General features: G+C 38.0%; 25 protein-coding genes. 18 read left to right on the top strand and 7 right to left on the bottom strand.

Going from position 1 to position 25713, the window contains the following annotated elements:
* Nucleotides 1-427: 427 nt before the first annotated feature.
* Nucleotides 428-1192: a glutathione S-transferase family protein gene (locus tag AW165_RS10565; RefSeq protein WP_060465779.1), complete on the bottom strand. Its 765-nt coding sequence runs from the start codon at nt 1190-1192 to the stop codon at nt 428-430.
* Between the two features lie 344 nt (nt 1193-1536).
* Between AW165_RS10565 and AW165_RS10570 the strand changes: the two genes are divergently transcribed.
* From AW165_RS10570 to ychF, 8 genes are all read left to right on the top strand, one after another.
* Nucleotides 1537-2772, top strand: a complete 1236-nt coding sequence (locus AW165_RS10570; RefSeq protein WP_081410611.1) for an SfnB family sulfur acquisition oxidoreductase — start codon at nt 1537-1539, stop codon at nt 2770-2772.
* A 12-nt stretch (nt 2773-2784) separates the two neighbouring features.
* Nucleotides 2785-4008, top strand: coding sequence for an SfnB family sulfur acquisition oxidoreductase (locus AW165_RS10575; RefSeq protein ID WP_060465780.1), 1224 nt, complete (start codon nt 2785-2787; stop codon nt 4006-4008).
* Nucleotides 4008-5420: an LLM class flavin-dependent oxidoreductase gene (locus tag AW165_RS10580; protein ID WP_060465781.1), complete on the top strand. Its 1413-nt coding sequence runs from the start codon at nt 4008-4010 to the stop codon at nt 5418-5420. The genes AW165_RS10575 and AW165_RS10580 overlap by 1 nt, the downstream gene beginning before the upstream one ends.
* A gap of 14 nt (nt 5421-5434) precedes the next feature.
* A complete protein-coding gene (locus AW165_RS10585; protein WP_060465782.1) occupies nt 5435-6265 on the top strand; it encodes a MetQ/NlpA family ABC transporter substrate-binding protein in 831 nt (276 codons plus the stop codon).
* Between the two features lie 13 nt (nt 6266-6278).
* Complete coding sequence (locus AW165_RS10590) at nt 6279-7112, top strand: MetQ/NlpA family ABC transporter substrate-binding protein (protein WP_060465783.1); 834 nt, start codon at nt 6279-6281, stop codon at nt 7110-7112.
* Nucleotides 7113-7117: 5 nt separating this feature from the next.
* Complete coding sequence (locus tag AW165_RS10595; RefSeq protein WP_081410612.1) at nt 7118-8194, top strand: methionine ABC transporter ATP-binding protein; 1077 nt, start codon at nt 7118-7120, stop codon at nt 8192-8194.
* Nucleotides 8175-8834, top strand: coding sequence for a methionine ABC transporter permease (locus AW165_RS10600; protein ID WP_004792864.1), 660 nt, complete (start codon nt 8175-8177; stop codon nt 8832-8834). Before AW165_RS10595 ends, AW165_RS10600 begins: the two co-directional genes overlap by 20 nt.
* A gap of 93 nt (nt 8835-8927) precedes the next feature.
* A complete protein-coding gene (gene ychF / locus AW165_RS10605; protein ID WP_060465785.1) occupies nt 8928-10019 on the top strand; it encodes a redox-regulated ATPase YchF in 1092 nt (363 codons plus the stop codon).
* A 44-nt stretch (nt 10020-10063) separates the two neighbouring features.
* On the opposite strand, the gene AW165_RS10610 is transcribed toward ychF, so the two are convergent.
* Nucleotides 10064-10585 carry a DUF962 domain-containing protein gene (locus AW165_RS10610; protein WP_060465786.1) on the bottom strand — a complete coding sequence of 174 codons (522 nt, stop codon included), beginning with the start codon at nt 10583-10585 and terminating at the stop codon, nt 10064-10066.
* Nucleotides 10586-10678: 93 nt separating this feature from the next.
* Here AW165_RS10610 and AW165_RS10615 point away from each other — a divergent pair, with 93 nt between their 5' ends.
* Complete coding sequence (locus AW165_RS10615; protein ID WP_060465801.1) at nt 10679-11386, top strand: Crp/Fnr family transcriptional regulator; 708 nt, start codon at nt 10679-10681, stop codon at nt 11384-11386.
* 171 nt (nt 11387-11557) lie between these two features.
* On the top strand, nt 11558-11893 hold the full coding sequence (locus AW165_RS10620; RefSeq protein WP_005076398.1) for a hypothetical protein: 336 nt from the start codon (nt 11558-11560) through the stop codon (nt 11891-11893).
* A gap of 75 nt (nt 11894-11968) precedes the next feature.
* Here AW165_RS10620 and AW165_RS10625 read toward each other — a convergent pair whose 3' ends face one another.
* Nucleotides 11969-12439 carry a hypothetical protein gene (locus AW165_RS10625; RefSeq protein ID WP_025466018.1) on the bottom strand — a complete coding sequence of 157 codons (471 nt, stop codon included), beginning with the start codon at nt 12437-12439 and terminating at the stop codon, nt 11969-11971.
* A gap of 121 nt (nt 12440-12560) precedes the next feature.
* On the opposite strand from AW165_RS10625, the gene AW165_RS10630 reads away from it, so the two are divergent.
* The 6 genes from AW165_RS10630 to dapC all read left to right on the top strand — a co-directional run bounded on the left by AW165_RS10630 (nt 12561) and on the right by dapC (nt 19354).
* Complete coding sequence (locus AW165_RS10630; RefSeq protein WP_001111398.1) at nt 12561-13283, top strand: AzlC family ABC transporter permease; 723 nt, start codon at nt 12561-12563, stop codon at nt 13281-13283.
* Nucleotide 13284: 1 nt separating this feature from the next.
* Entirely contained in the window at nt 13285-13626 is a 342-nt protein-coding gene (gene ygaH, locus AW165_RS10635) for an L-valine transporter subunit YgaH (protein WP_001047275.1), read from the top strand.
* Nucleotides 13627-13758: 132 nt separating this feature from the next.
* Nucleotides 13759-14148, top strand: a complete 390-nt coding sequence (locus AW165_RS10640; protein WP_000084507.1) for a tautomerase family protein — start codon at nt 13759-13761, stop codon at nt 14146-14148.
* A 102-nt stretch (nt 14149-14250) separates the two neighbouring features.
* Nucleotides 14251-15468, top strand: a complete 1218-nt coding sequence (gene purT, locus AW165_RS10645; protein WP_081410613.1) for a formate-dependent phosphoribosylglycinamide formyltransferase — start codon at nt 14251-14253, stop codon at nt 15466-15468.
* Nucleotides 15469-15495: 27 nt separating this feature from the next.
* Complete coding sequence (gene glnD / locus AW165_RS10650; RefSeq protein WP_000608324.1) at nt 15496-18159, top strand: [protein-PII] uridylyltransferase; 2664 nt, start codon at nt 15496-15498, stop codon at nt 18157-18159.
* Between the two features lie 25 nt (nt 18160-18184).
* Nucleotides 18185-19354 carry a succinyldiaminopimelate transaminase gene (dapC, locus tag AW165_RS10655; RefSeq protein ID WP_025469676.1) on the top strand — a complete coding sequence of 390 codons (1170 nt, stop codon included), beginning with the start codon at nt 18185-18187 and terminating at the stop codon, nt 19352-19354.
* Between the two features lie 53 nt (nt 19355-19407).
* Here dapC and AW165_RS10660 read toward each other — a convergent pair whose 3' ends face one another.
* From AW165_RS10660 to msrB, 4 genes are all read right to left on the bottom strand, one after another.
* A complete protein-coding gene (locus AW165_RS10660; protein WP_060465788.1) occupies nt 19408-20040 on the bottom strand; it encodes a LysE family translocator in 633 nt (210 codons plus the stop codon).
* A gap of 64 nt (nt 20041-20104) precedes the next feature.
* Entirely contained in the window at nt 20105-20941 is an 837-nt protein-coding gene (locus tag AW165_RS10665; RefSeq protein ID WP_060465789.1) for an AraC family transcriptional regulator, read from the bottom strand.
* 8 nt (nt 20942-20949) lie between these two features.
* A complete protein-coding gene (locus tag AW165_RS10670) occupies nt 20950-21435 on the bottom strand; it encodes a glutathione peroxidase (RefSeq protein WP_002114194.1) in 486 nt (161 codons plus the stop codon).
* Nucleotides 21432-21851, bottom strand: coding sequence for a peptide-methionine (R)-S-oxide reductase MsrB (msrB, locus tag AW165_RS10675; protein ID WP_002114184.1), 420 nt, complete (start codon nt 21849-21851; stop codon nt 21432-21434). Before msrB ends, AW165_RS10670 begins: the two co-directional genes overlap by 4 nt.
* A gap of 239 nt (nt 21852-22090) precedes the next feature.
* On the opposite strand from msrB, the gene AW165_RS10680 reads away from it, so the two are divergent.
* Entirely contained in the window at nt 22091-23521 is a 1431-nt protein-coding gene (locus tag AW165_RS10680; RefSeq protein WP_014206525.1) for a pyridoxal phosphate-dependent aminotransferase, read from the top strand.
* A gap of 474 nt (nt 23522-23995) precedes the next feature.
* Entirely contained in the window at nt 23996-25303 is a 1308-nt protein-coding gene (locus AW165_RS10685; protein WP_002114420.1) for a dicarboxylate/amino acid:cation symporter, read from the top strand.
* Nucleotides 25304-25713 lie beyond the last annotated feature (410 nt).

Consider the following 25713-nt stretch of genomic DNA (forward strand, 5'->3'; position numbering starts at 1 on the left):
TCGGACCCATCCATTTGCTTCACTTATTCTATTCAATCTGTTTTGCAGAATTAATACCTTTAAAACTGCTCACATGTTTCTACTTTAATCTATGTTTTAATCTTCTGTCTATTATTAAGCTCATCTATTTACACTTAAATGTGGCAATTATTGATTACATTGTAAACACATGCGCAATAAAGTGGCTTAACTTTGGCTAAAAATAGTATTTAGAAAAATTGTATTTTCCAAAAAATCATAAAAATTAAAATTATTAATCATTTAGATAAAATGGAATTTATATTGTAAAAAGTAATTTTGGCATCAAAATAATATAAACAAATGGCTTAATAAAAATCATTTAGAAAATTGATAGTAATATCTACCTTAATAAAATAACTAGCAAAGATAAAAATAAGCCCCGATTTTCTCAGGGCATTTTATAATTTTAAATTCCGCGCCAATCTACTCGCGCATTACGCTCAGTTTGATATATTCTTAAAACATACTGACCTAGAGGTAAATCGAGTAAATTTTGTTGATAGTTATTCCATTCTTCCGAAACACCTTCAGCCTCTTCCCGCTCCCATGGCGTACCCTTTATTTCTAATAAAGGAGCAAGCATAGAACATACAGAAATATCAGCAAGACTTAAGCGATCGCCTACCATATAACGTGCCTGATTTTCGATTAAGCAGTTATTTAGTTCATTTATGAGTTCATCCATACGTTCTTTTGACTGGTTGACTAGCTCTTCTTCAAGTTTATAGTTCTTCTTTACCAGTGTTTTGAGGAATGGCTTCGATATTTTTTCAAACTGACGTAAATAGCCTTGTTCACCCATCATAATTTCTAAAGCATGGTCTCCATGCGCCAACGTATGAGCTAGAGCCCAACGACGGACATGAATACCCAGCTCATCAGCCAAGCTATCTATTTTTAATGTTTGCTGTCTTAATTGTTCATCACGACGTAACAGTGAATGCTCCGGATAAGTATCATCCAGATAAAGTGCAATTTTAGTCGATTGAGCGATCCATTGATGATCATCTTTCAAAATAGGCAGTAAATTTTGGCCTGTTTTGAGTTGTGCAAAAGCACGATGAAAGCCTGGAATTAAGTTATGAGCCACATAATCAAGTTCTTTATGGTCTAACAACCAGCGAGCTTTTTCACAATAATGGGACAAAGGAAACTGATACAAAACCCGCATAAAATCTCCACGTTTATTTTTATTTGACTATTTGTACAAAAATGGTCGTCGGTAAGTAGATACTTTAGAAGCTATTTTTAGTTAAAACAATGGATATTGTGCTCATTTTTCACTGACACTTAAGTCTATTTTTTTATATCTTTTTTTACCGTACTTATTGCTCTTTTTCATATTAAAACCAATTCTATTATTATTTTTCCGAAAAACAACATTAAACCATTGTTTTTTATAATTTTTCAATATCTCTATTTTTTCATTAAAAAGCAAAAAAAGTGCTTTGCATTTTTATTCATAAGCTGAGCATAAGTCCTCGTTTAGTGGAAAAATATTTCTTTTGTAAGGTAATGACAGCAATACAAGGTGTCATTATGTCTAATTCTCTATCAAAAACGACTGCATACGTCCAAATCATTCAAAATGATCAACAAGCGATTAATGCTGCTTATCAAGTGGCGGATTATGCTTTAGAGGGTCGTAATACACGTGATCAACAACGCTTACTACCGCATGAGCAAATCGAAAGCTTTAGCCAAAAAGGCTTAGGCGGAATTCGAATTGCGAAAAAATATGGCGGCGCTTTTATTTCCAATAAAACTTTGGCTCAAGTTTTCCGTATTTTGAGTAAAGGTGATGCAAATGTTGGTCAGATTCCACAAAATCAGATTAGCCTGTTAAACCTGATCGAAATCATGGGCACAGAACAACAAAAACAATTTATTTTTTCAGAAATATTGGCAGGAAAGCGTCTTGCTAACGGTGGACCAGAACGTAATAGCCATGATTCAAAAACATTAAAAAGCAATCTTACTGTTGAGAACGGCAAATATATTTTAAACGGCGAAAAGTTTTATTCTACAGGTACGAGCTTTGCGCATTGGCTTGCAATTAAAGCAATTCATCCTGAAGGTCATGTGGTTTTAGTGATTATTAACCGAGACGCTCAAGGTATTGAAGTCATTAATGACTGGAATGGATTTGGTCAACGAACTACAGCGAGTGGTACAGTTAAATTAAATCAAGTTGAAGTTAATCCAGAACTCATTTTTGATGAACGTTTATTAACTAAAGCCCCTACCTATCGCGGTGCTTATTCTCAGTTATTACAAGTTGCCATTGATGTGGGGATTGCAGAAGCTGCATTTGACGATACTTTATCGACTATTCATAAAGCACGCCCAATTATTGATGCAAAGGTTGAAAAAGCCAGCTTTGAACATTACACCCTGCAAGAGGTAGGTAAGTTAAATATTTTGCTCGATGCTGCAATTTTACTGCTTGATGAAGCTGCTGAGTATTTAGATGAACTTGATCAACTTCAAACGGTGACTGATGAACAAGTAGCTAAAGCTTCAATTTTGGTTGCTGAAGCGAAAGTCTACGCCAATGATGCGGCTCTACAAATTTCAGAAAAATTGCTGGAGCTGGGTGGTAGTCGTTCAAGCTTAAGCCAACATAATTTAGATCAACATTGGCGAAATGCCCGTGTACATACCTTACACGACCCTGTTCGCTGGAAATTACATGCCATTGGCAATTATTACCTTAATGGTCATTTCCCTGCCCGCCATGCTTGGATTTAAGGAGAAATTGTCATGACTTCATATCAATCGGTTCAAACTAAACAAACATCGGCATCGGGCCAAGCGCACATTATTCAAAATGATGTTGAAGCATTAGAAGTTGCCAAACAATTTGCTAAGCAATTTAAAAAAACTGCAGTTGAGCGAGACGCTAAACGAATTTTACCGTATACCGAAATCGATGCTTTGAGCCAATCTGGTCTCTGGGCAATTACAGTGCCAAAGCAATATGGCGGTGCCGAAGTTTCAAGCCATACAGTTGCTAAAGTGATTGCACTTTTAAGCGGTGCCGATGGTTCAATCGGACAAATTCCACAAAACCATTTTTATGCTTTAGAAGTATTGCGCAATACAGGCACAGAAGCTCAAAAACAACGTTTATATAGCGAAGTTTTAAATGGCACTCGCTTTGGTAATGCACTTGCTGAGTTTAAAACCAAAACTTCAACTCATAAACAAACCAATATTCGTCCGCATGAAAATGGGTATTTGATTCAAGGTGAAAAGTTTTACTGCACAGGAAGTTTATTTGCTCACCGTATTCCAACCTTAGTTTTAGACAATGCGGGTCGAGAGTATCTAGCCTTTGTAAAAAGTGGTTCACAAGGATTAAAACTTGTTGATGACTGGTCTGGCTTTGGACAGAAAACGACAGGCAGCGGCACGGTCAAGTTTGATCAGGTTTTTGTCGATGCAGATGATGTTATTCCTTTTGATACTGCATTTTTACAGCCAACCTTAGTGGGTCCTTTTGCGCAAATTATGCATGCATCGATTGAGGTAGGTATTGCACGTGCAGCCTTTGAAGAAAGCTTGCAAAGAGTACATCAAGCTCGTCCATGGATTGACTCACAAGTAGAAACAGCCAATCAAGATCCTTTAACGATTTATGAGCTAGGACGCATTGCTGTCGATGTACGAGCAAGTGAAGTTTTATTAAAACAAGCTGCGCAATCAATCGATGCCGCAAAAATTGAGACCACACCAGAAAATATTGCGAAAGCATCCATCGATGTTGCCAAAGTACGTGCTCATAGTAGCGATATCGCCCTAAAAGCTTCGTCTAAGCTGATTGAACTTGCTGGTAGCCGTGGTAGTCAATCACAAGATGGTCTAGACCGTTTCTGGCGCAATGCGCGTGTGCATACCTTACATGATGCTGCACGATGGAAATATTACTTTATTGGGAACTATGTTCTTAACGGTGTTCTACCACCTCGACGGGGGACATTGTAATGGCAGATTTCAAAGCAAAAGAGATTTTATTAAACGCCTTTGACATGAACTGTGTTGGACATATCAATCATGGCTTATGGACACATCCACGTGATGAATCACACCGCTTTAATGAACTGAGCTATTGGACAGAACAAGCTAAAACCTTAGAAAGTGGTTTATTTGACGGCTTGTTTATAGCCGATATTACAGGTGTGTATGACGTCTATCAAAATGGTATTGATCTGACTTTAAAAGAGTCCATTCAACTTCCAAGCCATGATCCATCTACACTCGTTTCAGCAATGGCGGCAGTCACTGAAAACCTGAGTTTTGGGGTCACTGTGAACTTAAGCTATGAGCATCCATATCAATTTGCACGCCGCTTTGCGAGTCTCGACCATTTAACTCAAGGTCGTATTGGCTGGAATATCGTGACGGGTTATTTAGATAGTGCCGAACGCTTGATTGGTCAAAAAGGTTTAAAAGACCACGATGCCCGCTATGAACAAGCCGAAGAGTTTTTAGAACTCTGCTACAAATATTGGGAAGGTTCATGGGAAAACGACGCCGTTAAAAAAGATAAAGCACGACGTGTTTTTACAGACCCGTCTAAAGTTCACACCATTTATCATCACGGCAAATATTACCAAAGCGAAGGTGTGTTTCAGGTGTCTCCTTCTGTACAACGCACTCCAACACTGTTCCAAGCAGGTGCTTCACCCAAAGGTATGCAGTTTGCGACGCGTCATGCTGAGTGTGTATTTATTGGCGGCGACAAACCCGAAAAAATACGCGAACAAGTGAAAAAGATTCGTGCGCTTGCAGAACAGCAAGGCCGTTCAGCGGATGACATTAAAGTCTTTGTTGGTATAACGGTTGTTGTTGCCGAAACACATGATTTGGCTGTACAAAAACTTAATGAATATCGTCAATATGCAAGTCCTGAAGCTGGCTTAGCGCATTATGCGAGTTCAACTGGCATCGACTTAAGTAAATTTGCCGACGATGAAGCAATTCCTTACCAAAAAAGTAACAGTATTGTTTCGATTACCGAAAAATTTAAAGAGCAACAAATCACGAAAAATGACTTAAAAGCTCAGCATGTTTTGGGTGGTCGTTATCCACTCATTGTCGGTAGTGGCGAAGAAGTTTCTGAATACCTAATTCATCTTTTAGATGAAACAGATATTGATGGCTTTAATTTGACACGTACTGTTGCACCTGAGTCTCACCACGACTTTATTCGCTTGGTCATTCCTGAGCTACAACAACGTGGTCGCTATAAAACTGCATATAAAGCGGGTTCATTACGGAACAAAATTTTTAATCGGGGTGACCAATTACCAGAACAACACCCTGTTCAAGCGTTCCGATGTAATCCCTATAACAACAGCAAAAACTTAACAACAATTGAAGAAATAACCGCCTAAATTTGGAGATAGACATGGCTCAAACAGCCTCAAAAAAATGGCTAGGCATAGGCTTAGTCGTTGTAGTCCTTATTATTGCTTTATTCTTTTGGAATAAACATCGTCAAAGTGGCTCAAATGAACTTGTGATTGGGATTAGTCCTCCATTTGCAAAAACTTTACAAGCTGCTGCCGATGAAGCAAAGAAACAGGGTTTAAATGTAAAACTAGTCGAATTTTCTGACTGGAATACACCAAACATTACTTTAAATCATGGGGATATTGATGCGAACTTTTTCCAGCACCAACCTTTCTTAGACAATGCAATTAAAGAAACAGGCTTTAAATTAAAGGCATTTGCAGTGGGTGCAGCATCACATGTGGGACTTTATTCAAAGAAGTACAAAAGCTTAGATGAATTGCCACAAAACGCACGCGTAGTCATTCCAAATGATCCAGTAAACCAAGGTCGTGCCCTGCTACTTTTACAGCAAGCTAAATTAATTACGCTTAAAGATTCAAACAATCATTTATCTGCACTTAAAGATGTAGTTTCAAACCCTAAAAATTTGCAATTCATAGAGGTTGAAGGACCACAAACTGCTCGTGCAATTGATGATGTTGACTTGGCTTTTGGCTATCCACATTACCTACGCTTAGCAAAAACTGCTGACCCTGAAAGTGCGCTTTTACTTGATGACAATACCAATAAACGTTATGCAATTTTGTTTGTAGTGCGTGATGACTACCAAGATAAGGGCGACAAATTAAAGAAATTTGTTGAGATCTATCAAAATTCGCCAAAAGTTAAAGCTGTGTTAGATGCTGAGATTGGGCCAACACTTTGGTTCCCTGGCTGGAAGTAATAACGGAAAGATTATGGCGATTCAGTTCAAACAGCATAAACCTTGGTTACTCGGAATTACGATTTTAATTGTAGTTCTGGGCCTCGTAGGTTACCGTTATATTAAAAATAAACAAGCCGATGATGTTTTAACGATCGGGATTAGCCCGCCTTATGCTGAGCTATTACAAAGCGTTGCCAATGAAGTAGAAAAGCAAGGTGTTCATGTCAAACTCGTTGAATTTTCTGATTGGCGAGCACCCAATGTTGCCGTACAAAACGGTGATATTGATGCAAACTTTTTCCAGCAAAGCGTATTTCTACGTAATGCTGTTAAAGAAACGGGTTATGACTTACACGCATTTGGTGTGGGCTCAGGAAGCCATGTCGGTTTATATTCGAAAAAATATAAATCACTTGAAGACTTACCTTCAAATGCCCGGGTGGCTATTCCAAACGATCCGGTCAATTTAGCTCGTGCTTTAATTTTATTGCATCGTGCAGGCTTAATTCAGCTTAAAGACATTAATAATGAGCTTTCAACCACTCAAGACATTATTGCTAATCCGAAACAGCTGAGTTTCGTTGAGATTGAAGGACCACAGACAGCACATGCATATAATGATGTCGATTTAATTTTCGGCTTCCCTCACTACTTAAAAATGGCAAAGGTAACCGATCCACATAGCGCATTATTTTTAGATCCAATCGATAAAAAATATGCAATTTTGTTTGTGACCCGTCGCGATTACCAAGATAAAAACCAAAAACTTGCAACCTTTGTTAAAGCATTCCAGAACTCAAAACAAGCACAAGATATTCTGGATAAAGACTTTGGCCAAGGTATGTGGTTTCAAGGCTGGAAATAAGGAGAATGACGATGGTGAGTTTTGGATCACAAGTTGATTTTTCTCTACCCCATATCAAAATTCGTGGTTTAAATAAGTTTTACCAATCGCAGGGTCAAAAACTGCATGCTTTAAAAGAGATTAACCTTGATATTCCTCAAGGTAAGATTTTAGGCATTATTGGTAAAAGTGGTGCTGGAAAATCTTCCTTACTCCGCACTTTAAATGGCTTAGAACAAGTAAATACTGGCAGCATTCATATCCATCAACAAAACATTGCTGAATTGAGCCATTCCGAGCTTATTCAAACCCGTCAAAGAATTGGAATGATTTTTCAACATTTCAATTTAATGTCCGCAAAAACGGTTTGGGAAAATGTGGCATTGCCCTTAAAAGTTTCCAATTACAATAAAGCAGATATCGATGAGCGTGTAAATGAAGTTCTGGCACTCGTAGGCCTTGCAGATAAATCTAACTATTATCCATCACAACTTTCAGGCGGACAAAAGCAACGTGTCGGTATTGCACGCGCACTTGTTCACCATCCTGAAATTTTACTGTGTGATGAAGCCACCTCGGCACTTGACCCTGAAAGTACCGCCACTATTTTGGCTTTACTTAAAAAGATTAATCAGGAGCTGGGTCTTACTATTGTATTAATTACTCACGAAATGCAGGTTATTCGAGAAATTTGTGATCAAGTGGTGGTGATTGATCAAGGTGAGATAGTAGAGGCTGGACAAGTTTGGTCTGTATTTTCACGACCAGAACAACAAATTACTCAAGAATTGTTAAACCTTGAGCAAATTACCCTGCCTTTTAAAATCAGTCCTCTACCCGATGAAGATTCGACTCATATTATTGTAAAACTGAAATATGAGGCTGAAGCACATCAGGTTCCCGATATTCAAGAATTACTTGCCAAATTTAAAGCACCTGTCAATTTATATCAAAGTCAGGTCGATACCATTCAAGGGCATATTATTGGTTCACTTTTAGTCGGTATTCCTAACGTAGAAATTGATATTTCATCTATACGACAAGATGCATTAACTGCAATTGCACAATTTGAGGTACTTGGCTATGCACGACCAGCTCATTGATTTATTAATTACTGGAACTGTAGATACCTTACTCATGGTAGGTGCATCTGCGTTTATTGCTTTTTTAATTGGCTTACCCATTGCTGTTGTTTTAGTCAGTACTTCTGAGCACGGCATTCATCCGTCACAAAAGATTAATCAAGCTTTAGGTTGGGTCATCAACATTACTCGCTCTGTACCCTTTCTTATTTTAATGGTTGCGCTTATTCCGCTTACTCGCTGGATTGTGGGTACAAGTTATGGGGTTTGGGCAGCCGTTGTTCCATTGACGATTGCGGCAATTCCCTTCTTTGCTCGTATTGCGGAAGTCAGCTTACGCGAAGTCGATCAAGGCTTAATTGAAGCTGCACAAGCCATGGGTTGCAACCGTAAACAAATTATTTGGCATGTGCTTTTACCAGAGGCTTTGCCGGGTATTGTGGCAGGCTTTACCGTGACTATTGTGACTATGATTAACTCCTCTGCGATTGCTGGTGCTATTGGTGCAGGTGGTCTAGGAGACATTGCTTATCGTTATGGCTATCAACGTTTTGATATGCAAATTATGTTGGCTGTAATTTTTGTGCTCATTGTTTTAGTCATGTTAGTACAAGCGACTGGCGATGCATTAGCCCAGCAACTTGATAAACGTAAAGTTTAAAAGCAATACAACCCCGCTCTAGCCATGACTTTGTCATGGCTTTCATGTAAAATCAGCGACAATTTTTAATTTACACATTTGTGAGTGGTTTTCATGGGTTTTAATTGCGGTATTGTTGGTCTGCCAAACGTAGGGAAATCTACCCTTTTCAATGCATTAACGAAAGCAGCGATTGCAGCGGAAAACTTCCCTTTCTGTACCATTGAACCAAACACAGGTATTGTTCCTGTACCAGATCCACGTTTAGACAAACTTGCTGCGATTGTTAAACCACAGCGTATTTTGCCTACCACAATGGAATTTGTGGACATTGCAGGTCTTGTTGCTGGTGCATCAAAAGGTGAAGGCTTAGGTAACCAATTCCTTGCTAACATCCGTGAAACGGATGCAATCGCTCATGTTGTACGTTGTTTCGAAGACGAAAACGTAATTCACGTAAATGGTAAAATTGATCCATTAGACGACATCGCAACTATTAATACTGAACTTGCGCTTGCCGATCTTGAAACTGTTGCTAAAGCAATTTTACGTTTAACTAAAGTTGCTAAAGGCGGTGACAAAGAAGCTGTAGCAACTAAAGTAGTTTTAGAAAAAATCCAACCGTTACTTGACGAAGGTAAACCAGCTCGTGCAGCTGATTTGTCTGATGACGAACGTAAATTAGTTCGTGGTTTTGGTTTAATGACTTTAAAACCAACGATGTATATTGCAAACGTTGCAGAAGACGGTTTTGAAAACAACCCACACTTAGAAGCAGTTAAAAAACTTGCAAGCGAAGAAAACGCAATTGTTGTTCCTCTTTGCAACCAAATCGAAGCTGAAATTTCATTATTAGAAGATGAAGATCGTGCTGAGTTTTTAGAAGCGATGGGCATGGAAGAACCAGGTTTAAATGTGGTTATTCGTGCAGGTTATGCGCTTTTAGGTTTACAGACTTATTTCACTGCTGGTGTACAAGAAGTTCGTGCATGGACAGTAAAAGTTGGCGCAACCGCTCCTCAAGCAGCTGGTGTGATTCATACCGACTTCGAAAAAGGCTTCATCCGTGCTGAAGTTGTTGCATATGATGACTTCGTACAATACAACGGTGAAAACGGCGCTAAAGAAGCTGGTAAATGGCGTTTAGAAGGTAAAACTTACGTTGTTCAAGACGGCGATGTAATGCACTTCCGTTTTAACGTTTAAGTTAAAGCTAAAAAAGCCCCAATATGTTGGGGCTTTTTTTATATTTAATGACTTAAATCCATCGTCTCTCGTTTACTACGCGCCTCTTGTAAAATACGCTCATGCAGTGACTTTCTAAAACCTAGCATAAAAATAAATTCTGCCAATACAAATAATGGTCCTATCGCAAGTCCTATCACATCATCAACAAAAGCAGGTTTTTTCTTTTCAAAATAATGTCCCACAAACTGAAAGACCCAACCCACCACAAAGAAACCAATACTTGCTGCCAACCATTCTCCAAAAGATAACTGTGCAATTTGGCTCGCCAGTGGATACAAAGCAGCTAAAAGAACGAGCATGAGTAAGCCAAATACTTTATCTAGCAATAAATAATAGATCGTACTAGCTGTAATCAGGACTATGGCTAAAGTCAGTTTAAAATTACCGATATCGATGCCTGCTCTTGCGGTTAAACACAAAATTGAAAACACGATGAGCGGAATACCGATAAAATGCGTCAAAATATTTTTATGATTTAAGTGGTAAGCCGCATATTTGCTAAGCTCTTGCTCCAGATTTGACATGAGTTATTCCCTATTCACTTACATATAGTCATACTGTACATATAAGGAAAACGTAAAGTTGTCAGCTATTTGACAAATGTAATGAATTTTTTCATGGATGACCGAATATTGGACCTAATTTATATTAATCGACTAAAAGAAAACACATGGTTTAGTGTGCTTCCGGAAACATTCCAAAATTTTATTCTAGAACATGGCAAACAAATCACCTTTGAGAAAAATAGCTATGTTTTCCATGCTCAAGATCTATTTGATGGCATCTATACCGTACTTGAAGGCTCGATTAGCTTGGGTTATGTCGATGTAAATGGTAATGAAGCTCTTTCTGCTATTGCTGAGCCAATCATGTGGTTTGGTGAAATATCATTGATTGATCATGAACCGCGCTCACACGATGCGATTGCATTGAAAAAAAGCACAGTTCTACATATTCCTGCAAAACCATTAAATGATCTACTCAAGGAAAATCCATATTATTGGTACTATTTTGCACGTTTAACGAGCCAAAAACTTAGATACGTTTTCTTAGAACAGATTGCTATCCAAACACGTAGTATTTCTCAAAGGCTGGCTCAGCGTCTTCTATTCATTTTAGAAGGATATGGGAATCATATTCTTATTCAAGATCATCACATCCATATTTCTCAAGAACAGTTGGCAAATATGCTGACCACATCTAGACAGACGATCAATCATGAACTGAGCCTGCTCGAAAAACAGAAAATCATTAAAATTGCTTTTAGAAAAATTGAGATTTTAGATATTGAAAAATTGAAAGTAGTTGCTAAAGCACAATCCTAATTTTTTAAAAGCGGCTAAATAATAAAAACTTAAAATTAAATTAAAAAATTAGATAACACTGCAAATCAAAACATTGTTCAAACTCTATTTCCACAAAATAAATGTGTTAAAGCAGATATTTTCACCCTACACTCAAGCTGAGCAATAATACTCAACAAGGCGCTGATTAACATGAAAAAATTATCAACAATTCTTACAGCAGGCGTATTGGCTATGTTAAGTGTTTCGGCATTTGCATGTCCAAAAGGGACTCAACTACAAGGCGGTACAGGACCAAATCACAAAGGTGGAAAATGTGTAGCGGTACATGGAAAAGCTACCGCTCAAAAAGCCAAGAAAGAGGTAACTAAAACTAAACAGGATGTTAAAAAAGACTTAAGCACTCAAAAACATGATGCAATGACCAGCGCGACTCATGCTCAACATGAATCACAGCAAATGACTCATCAAATGAAACAAGATGCTGTGAAGACTGCAAACACCGCTAAAGCTGCCACAAAACCGTAATTCACATTCACTCATTATCGTTTAAAAGCAAAAAAAGCGAGATTGATCATCTCGCTTTTTTTAGATTCATTAGTTTTATTTTGGCGACGTATTTCCAAGATTTGGTGTATCGATCGCATCCTTACATTGAGCCTTATCTCGCTCATAGTCCGCTTGTTTTTGGGCAACTGAACTATTGTTTTCTAGTGTTTCGCGTGCCCATATATCTAAACTTGTCAGAGCCTTACGGCAGAGTGCATATTTCCCTTCTGTCACTGAATCCGTCATTTTTACATTAATGCGCCAGTCTGTACTCAATTGACGTAAAGGTTTACGAACTTTGTCATCAATTTGGCTGAGTTGTTTTTCATAAACTAAATGCTCAACCGTGTTAATTAATGCCCATGCTTTTTGAGCATAAACAGTTGCATCATTGGTTAGTTTCGGTGCTGGCTTAATTTCTACTTTTTTTTCTGCACCTTGATTACCATTATCACAGCCCTGCAATGTAAAAATACCTGCACTCATCATGGCGATATAAACTAAACGAATCTTTGCCTTGAACATATCAAACTGCCGATTAAACATTTCGGCACTATGCTATTAAATTCGGCTACAATACTCAATCTTTCAAGTATTTTTATCATTTGGTTTATTGCCAAGGTGTATTGTGTCCGAACAACAATTGATGCCTGCCCAAACAGCAACTTTTTGGCAAGGCGCCAAAGATAGCCAAGCTATCGTACTCACCTATTTACCCGTTTCTTTTGCCTTTGGCGTTTCTGCATCGCAGTTTGGTTTTACACCATGGGAAGCTTTTTTTCTATCTTGTTCAATGTATGCTGGCGCTAGCCAATTTTTGGTTGTCGCTCTTTTGGCTAGCGGTTCATCCATCTGGCTAACAGCATTAACAGTTATAGCACTAGATATTCGCCATGTCCTTTATGGACCTGCTCTATACAACCTGATTCCAAACAAATTAAATCTTAAGAAAACTGCAGTATGGGCTTGGGGCTTAACGGATGAAGTTTTTGCCAGTGGAATGATCCAACTTTCACAGCGCAAACAACAATGGTCCGAGTCTTGGATGCTTGGCCTAAGTCTATTTAGTTGGATGGCTTGGGCAAGTGGCTCTTTGTTAGGTGGATTATTTGCCGATCAAGTTGCTCATTTACCAAAGTTTTTACAAGCAGCTTTAGACTTCTTATTACCTGCTTTATTTTTAAGTTTTTTATTAGCCGCATTTGAACGAAAGCACAGCCTTGTTGTTGCTGTATCTTTAGTAGTTTCAGCTTTGGCATGTTATTGGATTAACTTATCAGCGGCTATCTTTATTGGTATTTTTTCAGGCATTTTAGCTGGTCTATTTAAACATTATGTGCTGAAACAGCATGATGAGGTTGAGGCTTAATATGAACCTAGAAATTATTTTGGTCGGCATTATTGTAGGCATAGCCAATTTTGCTTCACGCTTTGGACCTTTTTTTGTAATACAAAAACTACAGGGCAACCAACAAAGACGCGGCTCAATCTGGATCAAAATTGCCTTAGGAAGTATTGGAATATCTGCAATTAGTGCCATGCTTGTAGTTGCTACCCTTCCACCTCTCCTTGAAACTCCCAATAAGAGTTTCGCAATGCTTATCGGTTTTTTAGTTTTAGCAGGTCTTTATTTTAAATTTAAGAAAATCGTACCGGCAACTTTAACTGCCGCAATTGTTTATGGTCTGATCTATACTTATTTACCTTTATAAATAGATAAACTGATCTTCCTTATATAAAATAAAATCTGGCCAGAGGCGTTTAAGATTGAAACTCCTGGCTTGGAAAATTTAATTTTTGAATTGATTAAAAAGATAACCTTAGCTACTTATATAGAGATAAAAATGTCACAAGTTAAAATTTATGCAAATGAACAAACCATTATGCAATACCGAGAATTACTTTCTCATGCAATCCATCAAGCGCTTATTGAAGAATTGAAATATCCTGTTGAGAAGAAGTTTCAACGTTTTATTAGCCTTAAACCAGGAAATTTCATTTATCCTTCTGACAGGAGCCAGCATTACATTATTATTGAACTTTCAATGTTTGCAGGCCGCAGCCCAGCCACTAAAAAGCAGCTTATTCAAACCTTATTTCGTAATATTCAAGAACAATGTAGAATTTCTCCACAAGACATTGAAATTACTATTTTTGAAACACCTAAAGAAAATTGGGGCATCCGTGGTAAAAATGCGGATGAATTGCTTTTAAACTATCAGGTTAACATCTAAAAACCACTTTTTTAATTGTCCGACAAAATTACTTTTTTTATGCATGATAAGGCTTAACTCCACCATAAGTTCTGCTATGCTTAAAAAAATAATTTTGTCAGGATGATTCGCATGAGCGTGACACTCGGTACCCCACTTCAATCTTCTGCATTTAAAGTTTTATTGTTAGGTTCAGGAGAGCTTGGCAAAGAAGTTGTAATTTCCTTACAACGCCTTGGTGTAGAAGTACATGCAGCCGACCGTTATGATCACGCACCAGCAATGCAAGTTGCACATTTTTCTTATGTATTAAACATGGCAGATCCTGCCCAATTAAAACAACTCATCGAGAAAATTAAACCAAATTTAATTGTTCCAGAAATTGAAGCAATTGCGACAGAAGTTTTACTTGAGATTGAAGCGAGCAAAGTAGCAACTGTCATCCCTTCTGCTAAAGCTGTAAACCTGACTATGAACCGTGAAGGCATCCGCCGTCTTGCGGCTGAAGAACTTGGCCTACCTACTTCTGCTTATCGTTTTGCTGATACGCTCGAAAGCTTCCGCGCCGCTTGCGATGACATTGGTTATCCAAACTTTGTAAAACCAGTCATGTCATCTTCAGGTAAAGGTCAGTCTCGTGTAAAAAGTTTCGATGAAGTCGATGCAGCTTGGGAATATGCGATGCAAGGTGGCCGTGTTAACCAAGGCACGGTTATTATTGAATCTCAAATTGATTTTGATTTTGAAATTACATTACTTACCGTTCGCGCTAAAAACCCTGAAACTGGTGAAATCGAAACTCATTACTGTGACCCAATTGGTCACCGCCAAGATGCCGGGGATTATGTAGAAAGCTGGCAACCTCAACCAATGACGGCGGCGGCACTCGAAGAAGCAAAACGTATTGCAAATAAAGTGACAACTGCACTTGGTGGCTGTGGTATTTTTGGTGTAGAACTGTTTATTAAAGGCGACAAGGTTTGGTTTAGTGAAGTCTCACCTCGCCCACACGATACAGGACTCGTAACTTTAGCATCTCAGTTTCAAAGTGAATTTGAACTGCATGCACGTGCAATTTTAGGTTTACCTGTAAACACAGCACGCCACAGTGTTGCAGCAAGTGCAGTAATTTATGCTGGAGTTGATGCCAGCAATTTAAGTTATAGTAATCTCAATGTAGCTTTAACACACCCAGACACCGATTTACGCCTGTTTGGCAAACCAGAAGGTTTCAAACGTCGTCGTATGGGTGTAGCAACCGCTCGTGCTGAAAATACTGATCTTGCTCGTACTTTAGCGAAAGAAACCGCTGATCAAGTAAGCGTTCAAACAAACTCTTAATTTTTACTTATTGGTAGACCCATTTTCATGATCAATATATCGCCATTGTTGAACTATGTCTCAAGTCATCATGATATTAAAGCCATTAATCAGTGGCGAACGGATGTAGAAAAGCAGTTGCAAGATTCATATGAAAATGGGCAATCTATTCGTGAAATCATTAAAGCCCGTTCAGATTTAGTAGATGAAGCACTGATCTTTTTATGGAAACATGCTGAACTCGATCAGACAGAACTGGGCCTTTTTGCTGTAGGCGGTTATGGGCGCCGTGAAATGTTGCCCTATTCCGATGTCGATATCATGATCCTATCGGAGCATGAAATTAACGAAGAAAACGAAAAACGTATCTCTACATTTATTTCTTCTTTATGGGACGTGGGGAATTTCAAACCCGGCATTAGTGTTCGCACGATTCAAAGCTGTGTTGAACAGGCTGCTACAGATTTAACCGTTGCAACAACTTTAATTGAAGCGCGATTAATTACGGGTAATAGTCAGCTTGCGAAATGGCCTCGCCGTATTGTTTCACAGACATGGACAGATAAAACATTTTATGACGCAAAAATGGCAGAGCAAGCCAAGCGTTATCACCAACACAACAATACTGAAAGTAATTTAGAACCCGACATTAAAAATGCACCGGGCGGTATCCGTGACATTAACCAAATTGGCTGGATTGCCAAACGCCACTTCCGCGTAAACCGTATTTACGACTTAGTGCATTTAGGTTTCATTTCAGAGTTTGAATTAGCAGTTTTAGAAGAAGCTGAAAGTTTTCTTTGGGAAATTCGACATCATTTACACCGTTTAGCTAAACGTGATGAAAACCGTTTACTCTTTGACCATCAAAGGGAAATTGCCGCTAAATTTGGTTATGTTCGTCAAGAAGGCCAACCTGTAAATTATGGTGTTGAGCAATTCATGAAACGCTACTACCGTACGGCGCAGCAAGTTTCAACACTCAATGAAATGTTGCTTGCGTATTTTAGCGAGTCAGTGATTACTCCTCGACTGCCCAACTATGAACGCAAAATTGAAGTTGTTAACGATCACTTTAAAATTGTTGATAATAAACTTGCCGTACAGCATCATAAAATATTCGCAGAACATCCAAGCGCAATTTTAGAGCTGTTCTATATTTTAGCCAATCGACCAGATATTGAAGGCATTCGCGCTCGTACTTTACGCTTACTTATTCTTGCGGCGAAACGAATCAACCAAAGTTATCGCGATAATCCAGAGCATCAAGCACTGTTTATGTCGATTATTCGCTCACCATATCGTTTATACGATACCTTGGTTGCGATGAAACGATATGGTGTTTTAGGAAACTATATTCCTGCTTTTGGCCAAATTATGGGCCTTATGCAATATGACTTGTTCCATATCTATACGGTCGATGCTCACACATTATTATTGCTGCGTAATTTAAATCGTTTTAGAGAACCAGAATTTGCCAAAGAATTCCCTGTAGTAAGTTCAGTTTTCCAACGTCTTGCCCGTCAAGATATTGTCTTTATTGCTGCTTTATTCCATGACATCGCAAAAGGACGCGGTGGCGATCATAGCGAACTTGGCGCAGAAGACGCAATTGAGTTTGGCCGTGCACATGGCTTTACAGAGCGTGAATGTAAATTAATTGCATGGCTTATTCAAAACCATTTGCTCATGTCCTTGACCGCTCAGAAAAAAGATATTTCTGATCCTGATGTCGTGAAAGATTTTGCAGAAAAACTGGGCGATATGGAGCATCTTGATTATCTATATACCTTAACGGTTGCCGATATTAACGCGACAAATCCAAAACTATGGAACACATGGCGCGCTTCTCTCATGCGTCAGCTTTATACGCATGCTCGTGATGTAATCCGTACAGGTTTAGGCCGTCCTGTTGACTACCAAATGCTGATTGAAGACACCAAGTTTGCAGCAAGTGAATTGCTGGTAAATAACTTCGCATTGGCAGATGTCGAAAAAGTATGGCAAGAACTAGGTGATGAATACTTCATTAAAGAATCGGCGGATGAAATTGCGTGGCATACACAAGCAATTTTAAAACATGGTGATAATCCAGAGCCATTAGTCCTCTTGCGTGCTCACCGTAAAGCAGCTCAAGATGCGGTGCAAATCTTTATTTATACGCGCGATCAACCTAACCTATTTGCCACCACCGTTGCCGTTTTAGACCGAATGAACTTAGACGTTCAGGACGCAAAAATTATCACGGCAAGTACAGCATTTAGCTTAGACACTTATGTGGTACTGGATCGTTTCGGGACATTGCTTACCGACCCAGAACGTGAAGAAACTGTTAAAAATGCATTAGTGAAAGCCCTTAGTCAACCAGACCAATATCCGGGACTCATGCAACGTCGTATTCCACGTCAATTACGTCACTTCGATATTGAAAATACAGTCGATGTAACATTAAATGAAGCCTTACAGCAAAATATGGTCGAAATTTCAACACTCGATCACCCCGGCCTACTTGCACGTGTGGGTGGTTTATTTATGATGCAAGGTTTAGACATCCATTCAGCGCGAATCGCAACTTTAGGTGAACGTGCCGAAGATATTTTCTTTGTCACCAAAAAAGATGGAAAACCGCTGAATAACGAAGAGGTCAAACTCTTCTCGGAAAAACTGAAAGCTGCATTAGATGAAGCATCTAATCAAATTTGTCAGCACTGAAACTCAACTACTTGGTAACTGTTTAATGAACTCTAGCTTGTCGTTATTACACCCGTATCCATTTGAAAAGTTAAACCAACTTTTTAAGGATACTACTCCTGCTAACCTTCCCTTGATTCCTCTATCAATTGGCGAACCTAAGCATCCAGCACCAGAGTTTGTTAAACAGGCTATTATTGATAACTTTAACCATTTATCAACTTATCCAAACAGTAAAGGCTTACCAGAGCTTCGCCAAAGCATTGCAGATTGGTTAACTAAGCGCTTTAAACTTAACAGCATTAGTGCTGAAAACCACATCTTGCCTGTCTCTGGTACACGTGAAGGCATTTTCTCTTTTGTACAGGCATTAATTAATCGTGAAGATGCACCTTATGTGGTGATGCCGAACCCGTTTTATCAAATTTATGAAGGTGCGGCTTTACTTGCAGGTGCAAAGCCATACTTCATTAATTGCACGGAAGAAAATGGCTATTTAGGTGATTTTGATGCAGTACCAGCAGAAGTTTGGGAAAAGACAGCCCTACTTTTTGTATGTACACCGGGTAACCCAACAGGTACTGTGCTTTCCAAAGAACAATTTAAAAAGCTAATTGCCTTATCTGATCAATATAATTTCGTTATTGCTTCTGATGAATGCTATTCAGAGCTTTGGTTTGACCAAGCACCTACTGGTCTATTAGAAGTTTGTGCTGAGCTTGGACGTGATGACTACAAAAACTGTATCGTATTTCATTCACTTTCAAAGCGTTCAAACTTACCGGGTTTGCGCTCAGGTTTTGTAGCGGGTGATGCCGATCTGTTAAAGCCATATTTGCAATACCGCACCTATCACGGCGCTGCAATGCCAGTACAACACCAGCTTGCTTCAATCGCAGCGTGGAACGATGAAAACCATGTTGAAGAAAACCGTAAGCAATATCGTGCAAAGTTTGACTTATTCCAATCTGAGCTAGGTCATTTACTGCCATTACAAAAACCTGATGCCGGTTTTTATTACTGGTTAAAAGTCGATAATGATGAAACTTTTGCCAAGATGCTGATGGAAAAAGCACACATTAAAGTTTTACCGGGTCGTTATCTATCTCGTGATACCGAACAAGGTAACCCTGGTGCCAATCATGTGCGTATGGCTTTAGTAGCAGATTTGGCACAATGTGAAGAAGTTGTTAAACGTTTAAAAGCGATTCTTTAAACCCAGCAAAATTGCATAGCCTTCATTTTGTTTAGAAGGCTATGCGATCTGCTTTAACTATAGGCAACCAATAACACTGCGAAAAAAATGAAAGCCAGACTGGAGCAATAATATATTCCTCTAGCAGAGCGTTTAATCTGTGCTAATACACGCTCTTGACGCAATAAACGAACTAATAATAAATTCCACCCGAAAACCACTCCTGTCATCCATATACTCATTAGTAATTTTTGAAATAAGCTAAATTCCTGTTGAATAAGTAGCATTAAGCTACTATAAAACATAATATTTTTAGGATTAAGAAGACTGGATTGCAAACCCAGAGCTAAGCTTTTAACTTTACTATTATAACTAGACTCTTGTTCAACCAAACTATTTTCAGCAACAGTAATATTTAAGTTTGTTCCTTGAGTGGCTCTAAAACAAAGAAAACTCAAATAAACTAAATATCCAGCCCCCAGCCATTTAAGTACTAAAAGAATCGTTGTGCTTAAATTGCCAAGCACCATAAATCCAAATATACACACCATTAAGATAACAGCATTACCCAAAGTAATTCCCAGAATAACGCCATAGGTATAACGCGCTCCTTTTTGCAAAAGACTGGTCAAAATAAGAAAAAAATCTGGACCTGGAGATAGTAGTGCTAAAAAGTGAGTAAAGGCGATAACCAAAAAAACTTCCATAACGATTTCATCTTTAAAATTGTATGGAGTAGCTTAAAAATAGAGAAAAATAATTTCTTGTAAATTATTGCGCGGCTGCAAGTTGAAACTGTCGAGGAGTAATTCCCGTATGTGCTTTAAAAGCTTTATGAAAATGGCTTTGATCACTAAAGCCTAAATTGACAGCTAGCTCTGCGAGTGAAATCCCTTGCTTTAATTGAGCTCTGGCTTGATTAATCTTTAAATTAATTTGAAATGCATGTGGAGTTAAACCAACATTGGCCTTGAATAAACGAATGATTGCATATCGACTAAGACCAACCTGCTCTGCAAGCTCTTCAAGAGAAATAAATCGTTCTGACGATTTAATAATATGAATTAAGTCCAAAAAATCTTCATACAAATATTCAGTTTTTTGTATTTCTTCTAATACGAAATGAGGGAGTAACAGCTGGGTAAGGCAATAGATCAGCGACTGTTCTTTTTCAATAATTAATTTTTCAGGATCAAATAAAGTTTCATTCATATCAGAAAAAGCCTGATATAAAGTTTCTTCTTTTATTATCAGAGGCCTATGCTGTGGCAAATGCAAATTCAGGCCTTGCTCTCGAAATTCTGAATAAAGCTGATTTAACCACCTTATATCCAAATGTAGCATTTGGTAGCTCCAAGCCTGATCCAGCAAAGGGTTACATGAATGCTCAATATGTGCGGGTACGACAACCAAAGTACCAGCATCAATCTTTTGGGGCGTACCAAATGAACTTTGAAAAACGCTATTCCCCTCGTCTATAGCCCCGATAGAAAACGTTGGATGACTATGAGACTTATAACAGGTTCGGCTAAAACAGGATCTTCTGGTTTCAACATACGGCATTCGCCCATCTTGCCAAAACTCAAAAGCCTGAGGAATAGCGTTCATTTAAACGATTAACTCGCTAATGCTTTTTCAATATCAGCTTCTAAAGCTTCTGGCTTAGTCGTAGGTGCATAGCGATTTAAAACAGCACCATCTTTACCTACCAAGAATTTGGTAAAGTTCCATTTAATGCTACTACTACCTAAAATACCTTTAGCTTCACGTGTTAAATATCTAAAAATCACATGGGCTTCTGGGCCTTTTACATCAACTTTAGCAAACATGGGAAATTTCACCCCATAGTTACGCTGACAGAAGCTACCAATTTCTTTATTGCTTCCTGGATCTTGCCCACCAAACTGGTTGCAGGGAAAACCTAAAACTTCTAATCCTTGATCTTTATATTTTTCATAAAGTTTTTCGAGGCCAGCAAATTGTGGTGTAAAACCACATTTACTGGCAGTGTTTACAATTAGTAAAACTTTACCTTTATAATCAGCTAATTGCTTAACTTCACCCTCTAACAGCTCAGCTTCAAACTGATAAATATTACTCATGGATAGGTTTCCTCATCATTTTTTTCTTCTGTTTTCAGTTGTAATGATGCCGAGTTTACACAGTAGCGCAAACCAGTCGGCTGTGGTCCATCTTCAAATACATGCCCTAAATGAGCTTCGCAATCATGACAAACTATTTCAGTTCTGACCATACCATGCGTTAAATCTTCATGTTCATCAATGACAGCACCATTGATCGGACGGAAGAAACTTGGCCAACCGCAACCGCTATCATATTTGGTATCCGATGAGAACAACTCTGCGCCGCAACAACGGCAAACATAGGTGCCATGTTGCTTAGTATTCCAGTATTGCCCCGTAAATGCAGGTTCAGTGCCCTTTTGTCGCGTAATCCGATACTCTTCTGGTGATAACTCTCTTTGCCATTCCCGGTCTGTTTTATTGACTTTTCCCATGACATACACCTTTTATTCTGAAGTAAACATTTCTGATGATCGAGTTTTATATTTACGCCATTCATCACAAAAACACTAGTCTCTGAACGTAAAATTTGTTGGAATTTAAACATATAAAGAACAAAAAGCAAAAAGTAAGCAAAATACAAAATCAAAAGTAAGCAAATTTATTACTAATCTTCTTTAAAGCAAGCAAACATAGTGCTATTCTAAGTGCGCACGGTTGTATAGGACAGAACATGTCTCAGAAAAAAAGTGTGGTTTTCCAACAACTACTACCAATTATCAAACAATATCAACAATCGGGTTTTACCCATGAAAAAATTGTTGAACTATTGAAAGATCAACATGATCTAAATTTGGTAACAGTTAAAACATTTAAAAGTTATTTATACCGATATGCAAAAGTGAATCCCGTTATGTCTAAAAATACTGCTACCATCCATTCCATGCCATCTACTCGAGAAATCAAAAAATCATCGAAGCTTGAGCATGTTTGTTATGACATCCGTGGGCCAGTTTTACGAGCCGCCAATGAAATGGAAGAGCAAGGACATAAGATTATCAAGTTGAATATTGGTAACCCAGCTCCTTTTGGATTTGAAGCACCACAAGAAATTATTAATGATGTTGCTTTAAACTTACCAAATGCAATTGGTTATGTTGACTCAAAAGGTATCTTCCCTGCTCGCAAAGCAATTTGTCAGTATTACCAGCAAAAAGGAATTCTCAATATGCATGTCAATGACGTGTATATTGGTAATGGCGTATCTGAACTCATCGTAATGGCTATGCAAGGCCTATTAGATGACGGAGACGAAATGCTGATTCCAATGCCGGACTATCCGCTTTGGACAGCAGCAGTTAATCTTTCAGGCGGCACAGCAATTCATTATAAATGTGATGAAGAAAATAGCTGGTATCCAGATATTGCTGATATCGAAAGTAAGATTACTCCGAATACACGCGGTATTGTCATCATTAACCCGAACAACCCTACGGGTTCGGTATATCCACGCCATATTCTTGAACAAATTGTAGCGATTGCAAAAAAATATGATCTAATTTTATTTGCTGATGAAATTTACGACAAAATTATTTATGACGGTATTGAACATGTTTCAGTAGCATCATTAGCGGGCGACCAGCTTTGTGTATCTTTTAATGGTTTATCAAAAGCTTATCGTATTGCAGGCTTCCGTTCAGGTTGGATGGCAATTACGGGTGATAAAAGCCGTGCTGCCGACTATATCGAAGGATTAGATATGTTAGCATCAATGCGCCTATGTGCTAACGTTCAAGCTCAATATGCGATTCAAACTGCCCTAGGCGGTTATCAATCAATTAATGACTTGATCCGTCCTGGTGGCCGTTTATATGAACAGCGTAATATTGCTTGGGAAATGCTTAATGAAATTCCAGGTGTAAGTTGTGTAAAACCAGATGGAGCAATGTACTGTTTCCCACGCCTTGACCCGAACATCTACCCAATTGAAGATGATGAAAAGTTAATGCTTGATTTGCTACGTGCAGAAAAAGTGTTATTGGTGCAAGGTACAGGCTTTAACTGGCCAACACCTGATCATTTCCGCGTGGTTTTCTTACCTGCTGAAAATGAATTACGTGAAGCAATTACCCGTCTAGGTCGTTTCTTAGCCAATCGTCGTTAAAAAAATGCATAACAAAAAAAGGCATCTCTAAATAGGTGCCTTTTTTATAATTCTATTTTTTCATTTTTATAAAAGAAGAATCTCCTAACCACATAACAACTTTACCAACATAAAATAAATTATTGTATTTAAATTATTTTTATAAATTTTATGATTCTTTCGACTTCAAGAATTAGTTAATTTTTTGATTTATATATTTTTTACCATACGTTTTAAATTACTTGATTTCCTTCAATCTACTTAACCTTTATTATGCAAAAAATGCATGGATCAATATTTTTTTGCATTTCACACTGCTTCAAAATCGAGCAACAATCCATCTCCATAACAACATCGCCATATTCGATTCGGTTAAAACAGATACAGATCTAGGAAGATAACATCGTTAGAACGACCGAACTGAACTAACAAGGAAAGCTTTCAATCATTCAAATCCCATCAAAGGATGATTGAATCAAATGGATAGAGGTTCATATGAAGCAAAAGAAATTGCTCAAGTATATTGTTGTTGCTATTTTACTTGGCATACTGACAGGTTGGATTTGTCACCACTTCTTTAATGAGGGTGAACAATTGAAGCAAATCGCTTCTTATCTCAACATACCTACAGATATCTTTTTACGCCTTATCAAAATGATTATTGCTCCATTGGTATTTGCCACTATTGTTTCAGGCATTGTATCAATGGGGAAATCGACATCAATCGGCAGTATCACCCTTAAATCAATGACTTGGTTTATTACTGCTTCATTCGTATCGCTTGCTATCGGTATGGGTCTGGCAAACTTTTTCCAACCAGGTGCAGCTTTAGATTTAGTATTACCAACTGCGCAACAATTGAGTAGCTCTTCTGCTCCAGCGACTACAGGCTTCACTCTACAATCATTTTTAAGCCATGTTTTCCCACGCAGTATTGCCGAAGCAATGGCAAATAACGATATTTTGCAAGTCCTTGTTTTCTCTATTTTCTTTGGCTCAGCCCTTGCTTTTGTAAATCAAGGCAAAGAAAAAGATTCAGTTATCATTCGTTTGACTGATGAACTCAGCAAAATCATGTTCCGTATTACTGATTACGTCATGATGTTTGCACCTGTTGCAGTATTTGCAGCAATCGCTTCAGCAATTACAGTACAAGGTTTAGGCTTGATTGTTGATTATGGCATCTTAATCGCAGAGTTCTACTTCGGTCTTTTATTACTGTGGATCATCTTATTCTCTGTAGGTGCAATCGTACTTAAAAAAGATATTTTCCGCTTAGGTAAATTAATTCGTGAACCTGTAACGCTTGCTTTTGCTACAGCTTCAAGTGAATCAGCGTATCCTAAAGTTATGGATGCACTAAATAAATTTGGCGTGCCTAAAAAAGTAACGAGCTTTGTATTACCTTTAGGTTATTCATTCAATCTTGATGGTTCAATGATGTACACCACGTTTGCAGTGCTCTTTATTGCTCAGGCCTACAATATTGATCTTAGTTTCACTCAACAAATCTTAATTTTGTTAACTCTAATGGTAACAAGTAAAGGTATTGCAGGTGTTTCTCGAGCTTCTATTGTCGTTATTTCAGCAACACTCACCATGTTCCATTTGCCTGAAGCTGGCATCCTTTTATTACTCGGTATCGATCAGTTCCTTGATATGGGCCGTACTGCAACAAACGTAGTAGGTAACAGTATTGCAACCGCAGTTGTTGCCAAGCTTGAAGGCGATAAAGTGGCAGATACTGAAGAACTACCAGAGCCAGTATTAATTAAATCAACTCAAGAACAAACGACCGCGTAAGTTTCTCTTTTCTCCCACTCTCCCAACTTAAGAGCAATTTTATATGACCTTATAAAATTGCTCTTTTTTTATTTTAAAATTGATGGCAGAAAGTCACCTATATTTTTATATTAAATAATGACTTTAAACTGCTATTAAATTTTCTTAAATCAAACCTTAAAAATAGAATAAAAATCACTCAAACAAATTTTATATTTTTGAAAATAAATACCAAGTGATTAAATTTTAATTCAATTTACAACAATTAAATTATATTAAATTAATAGAATTATTTTTTAACTTACACTGAAAAATTTAAAAATATATTAATATTAAATTATAACAATAAAAATCAATAATATAAAAATATCAAATGGCAAAAACTAGTTAAAAATGTCTATTATTTTTTAATTTTATACTGATAAAAAAAT

It is taken from the genome of Acinetobacter sp. LMB-5, assembly GCF_001541635.1.
GTDB lineage: Bacteria > Pseudomonadota > Gammaproteobacteria > Pseudomonadales > Moraxellaceae > Acinetobacter > Acinetobacter pittii.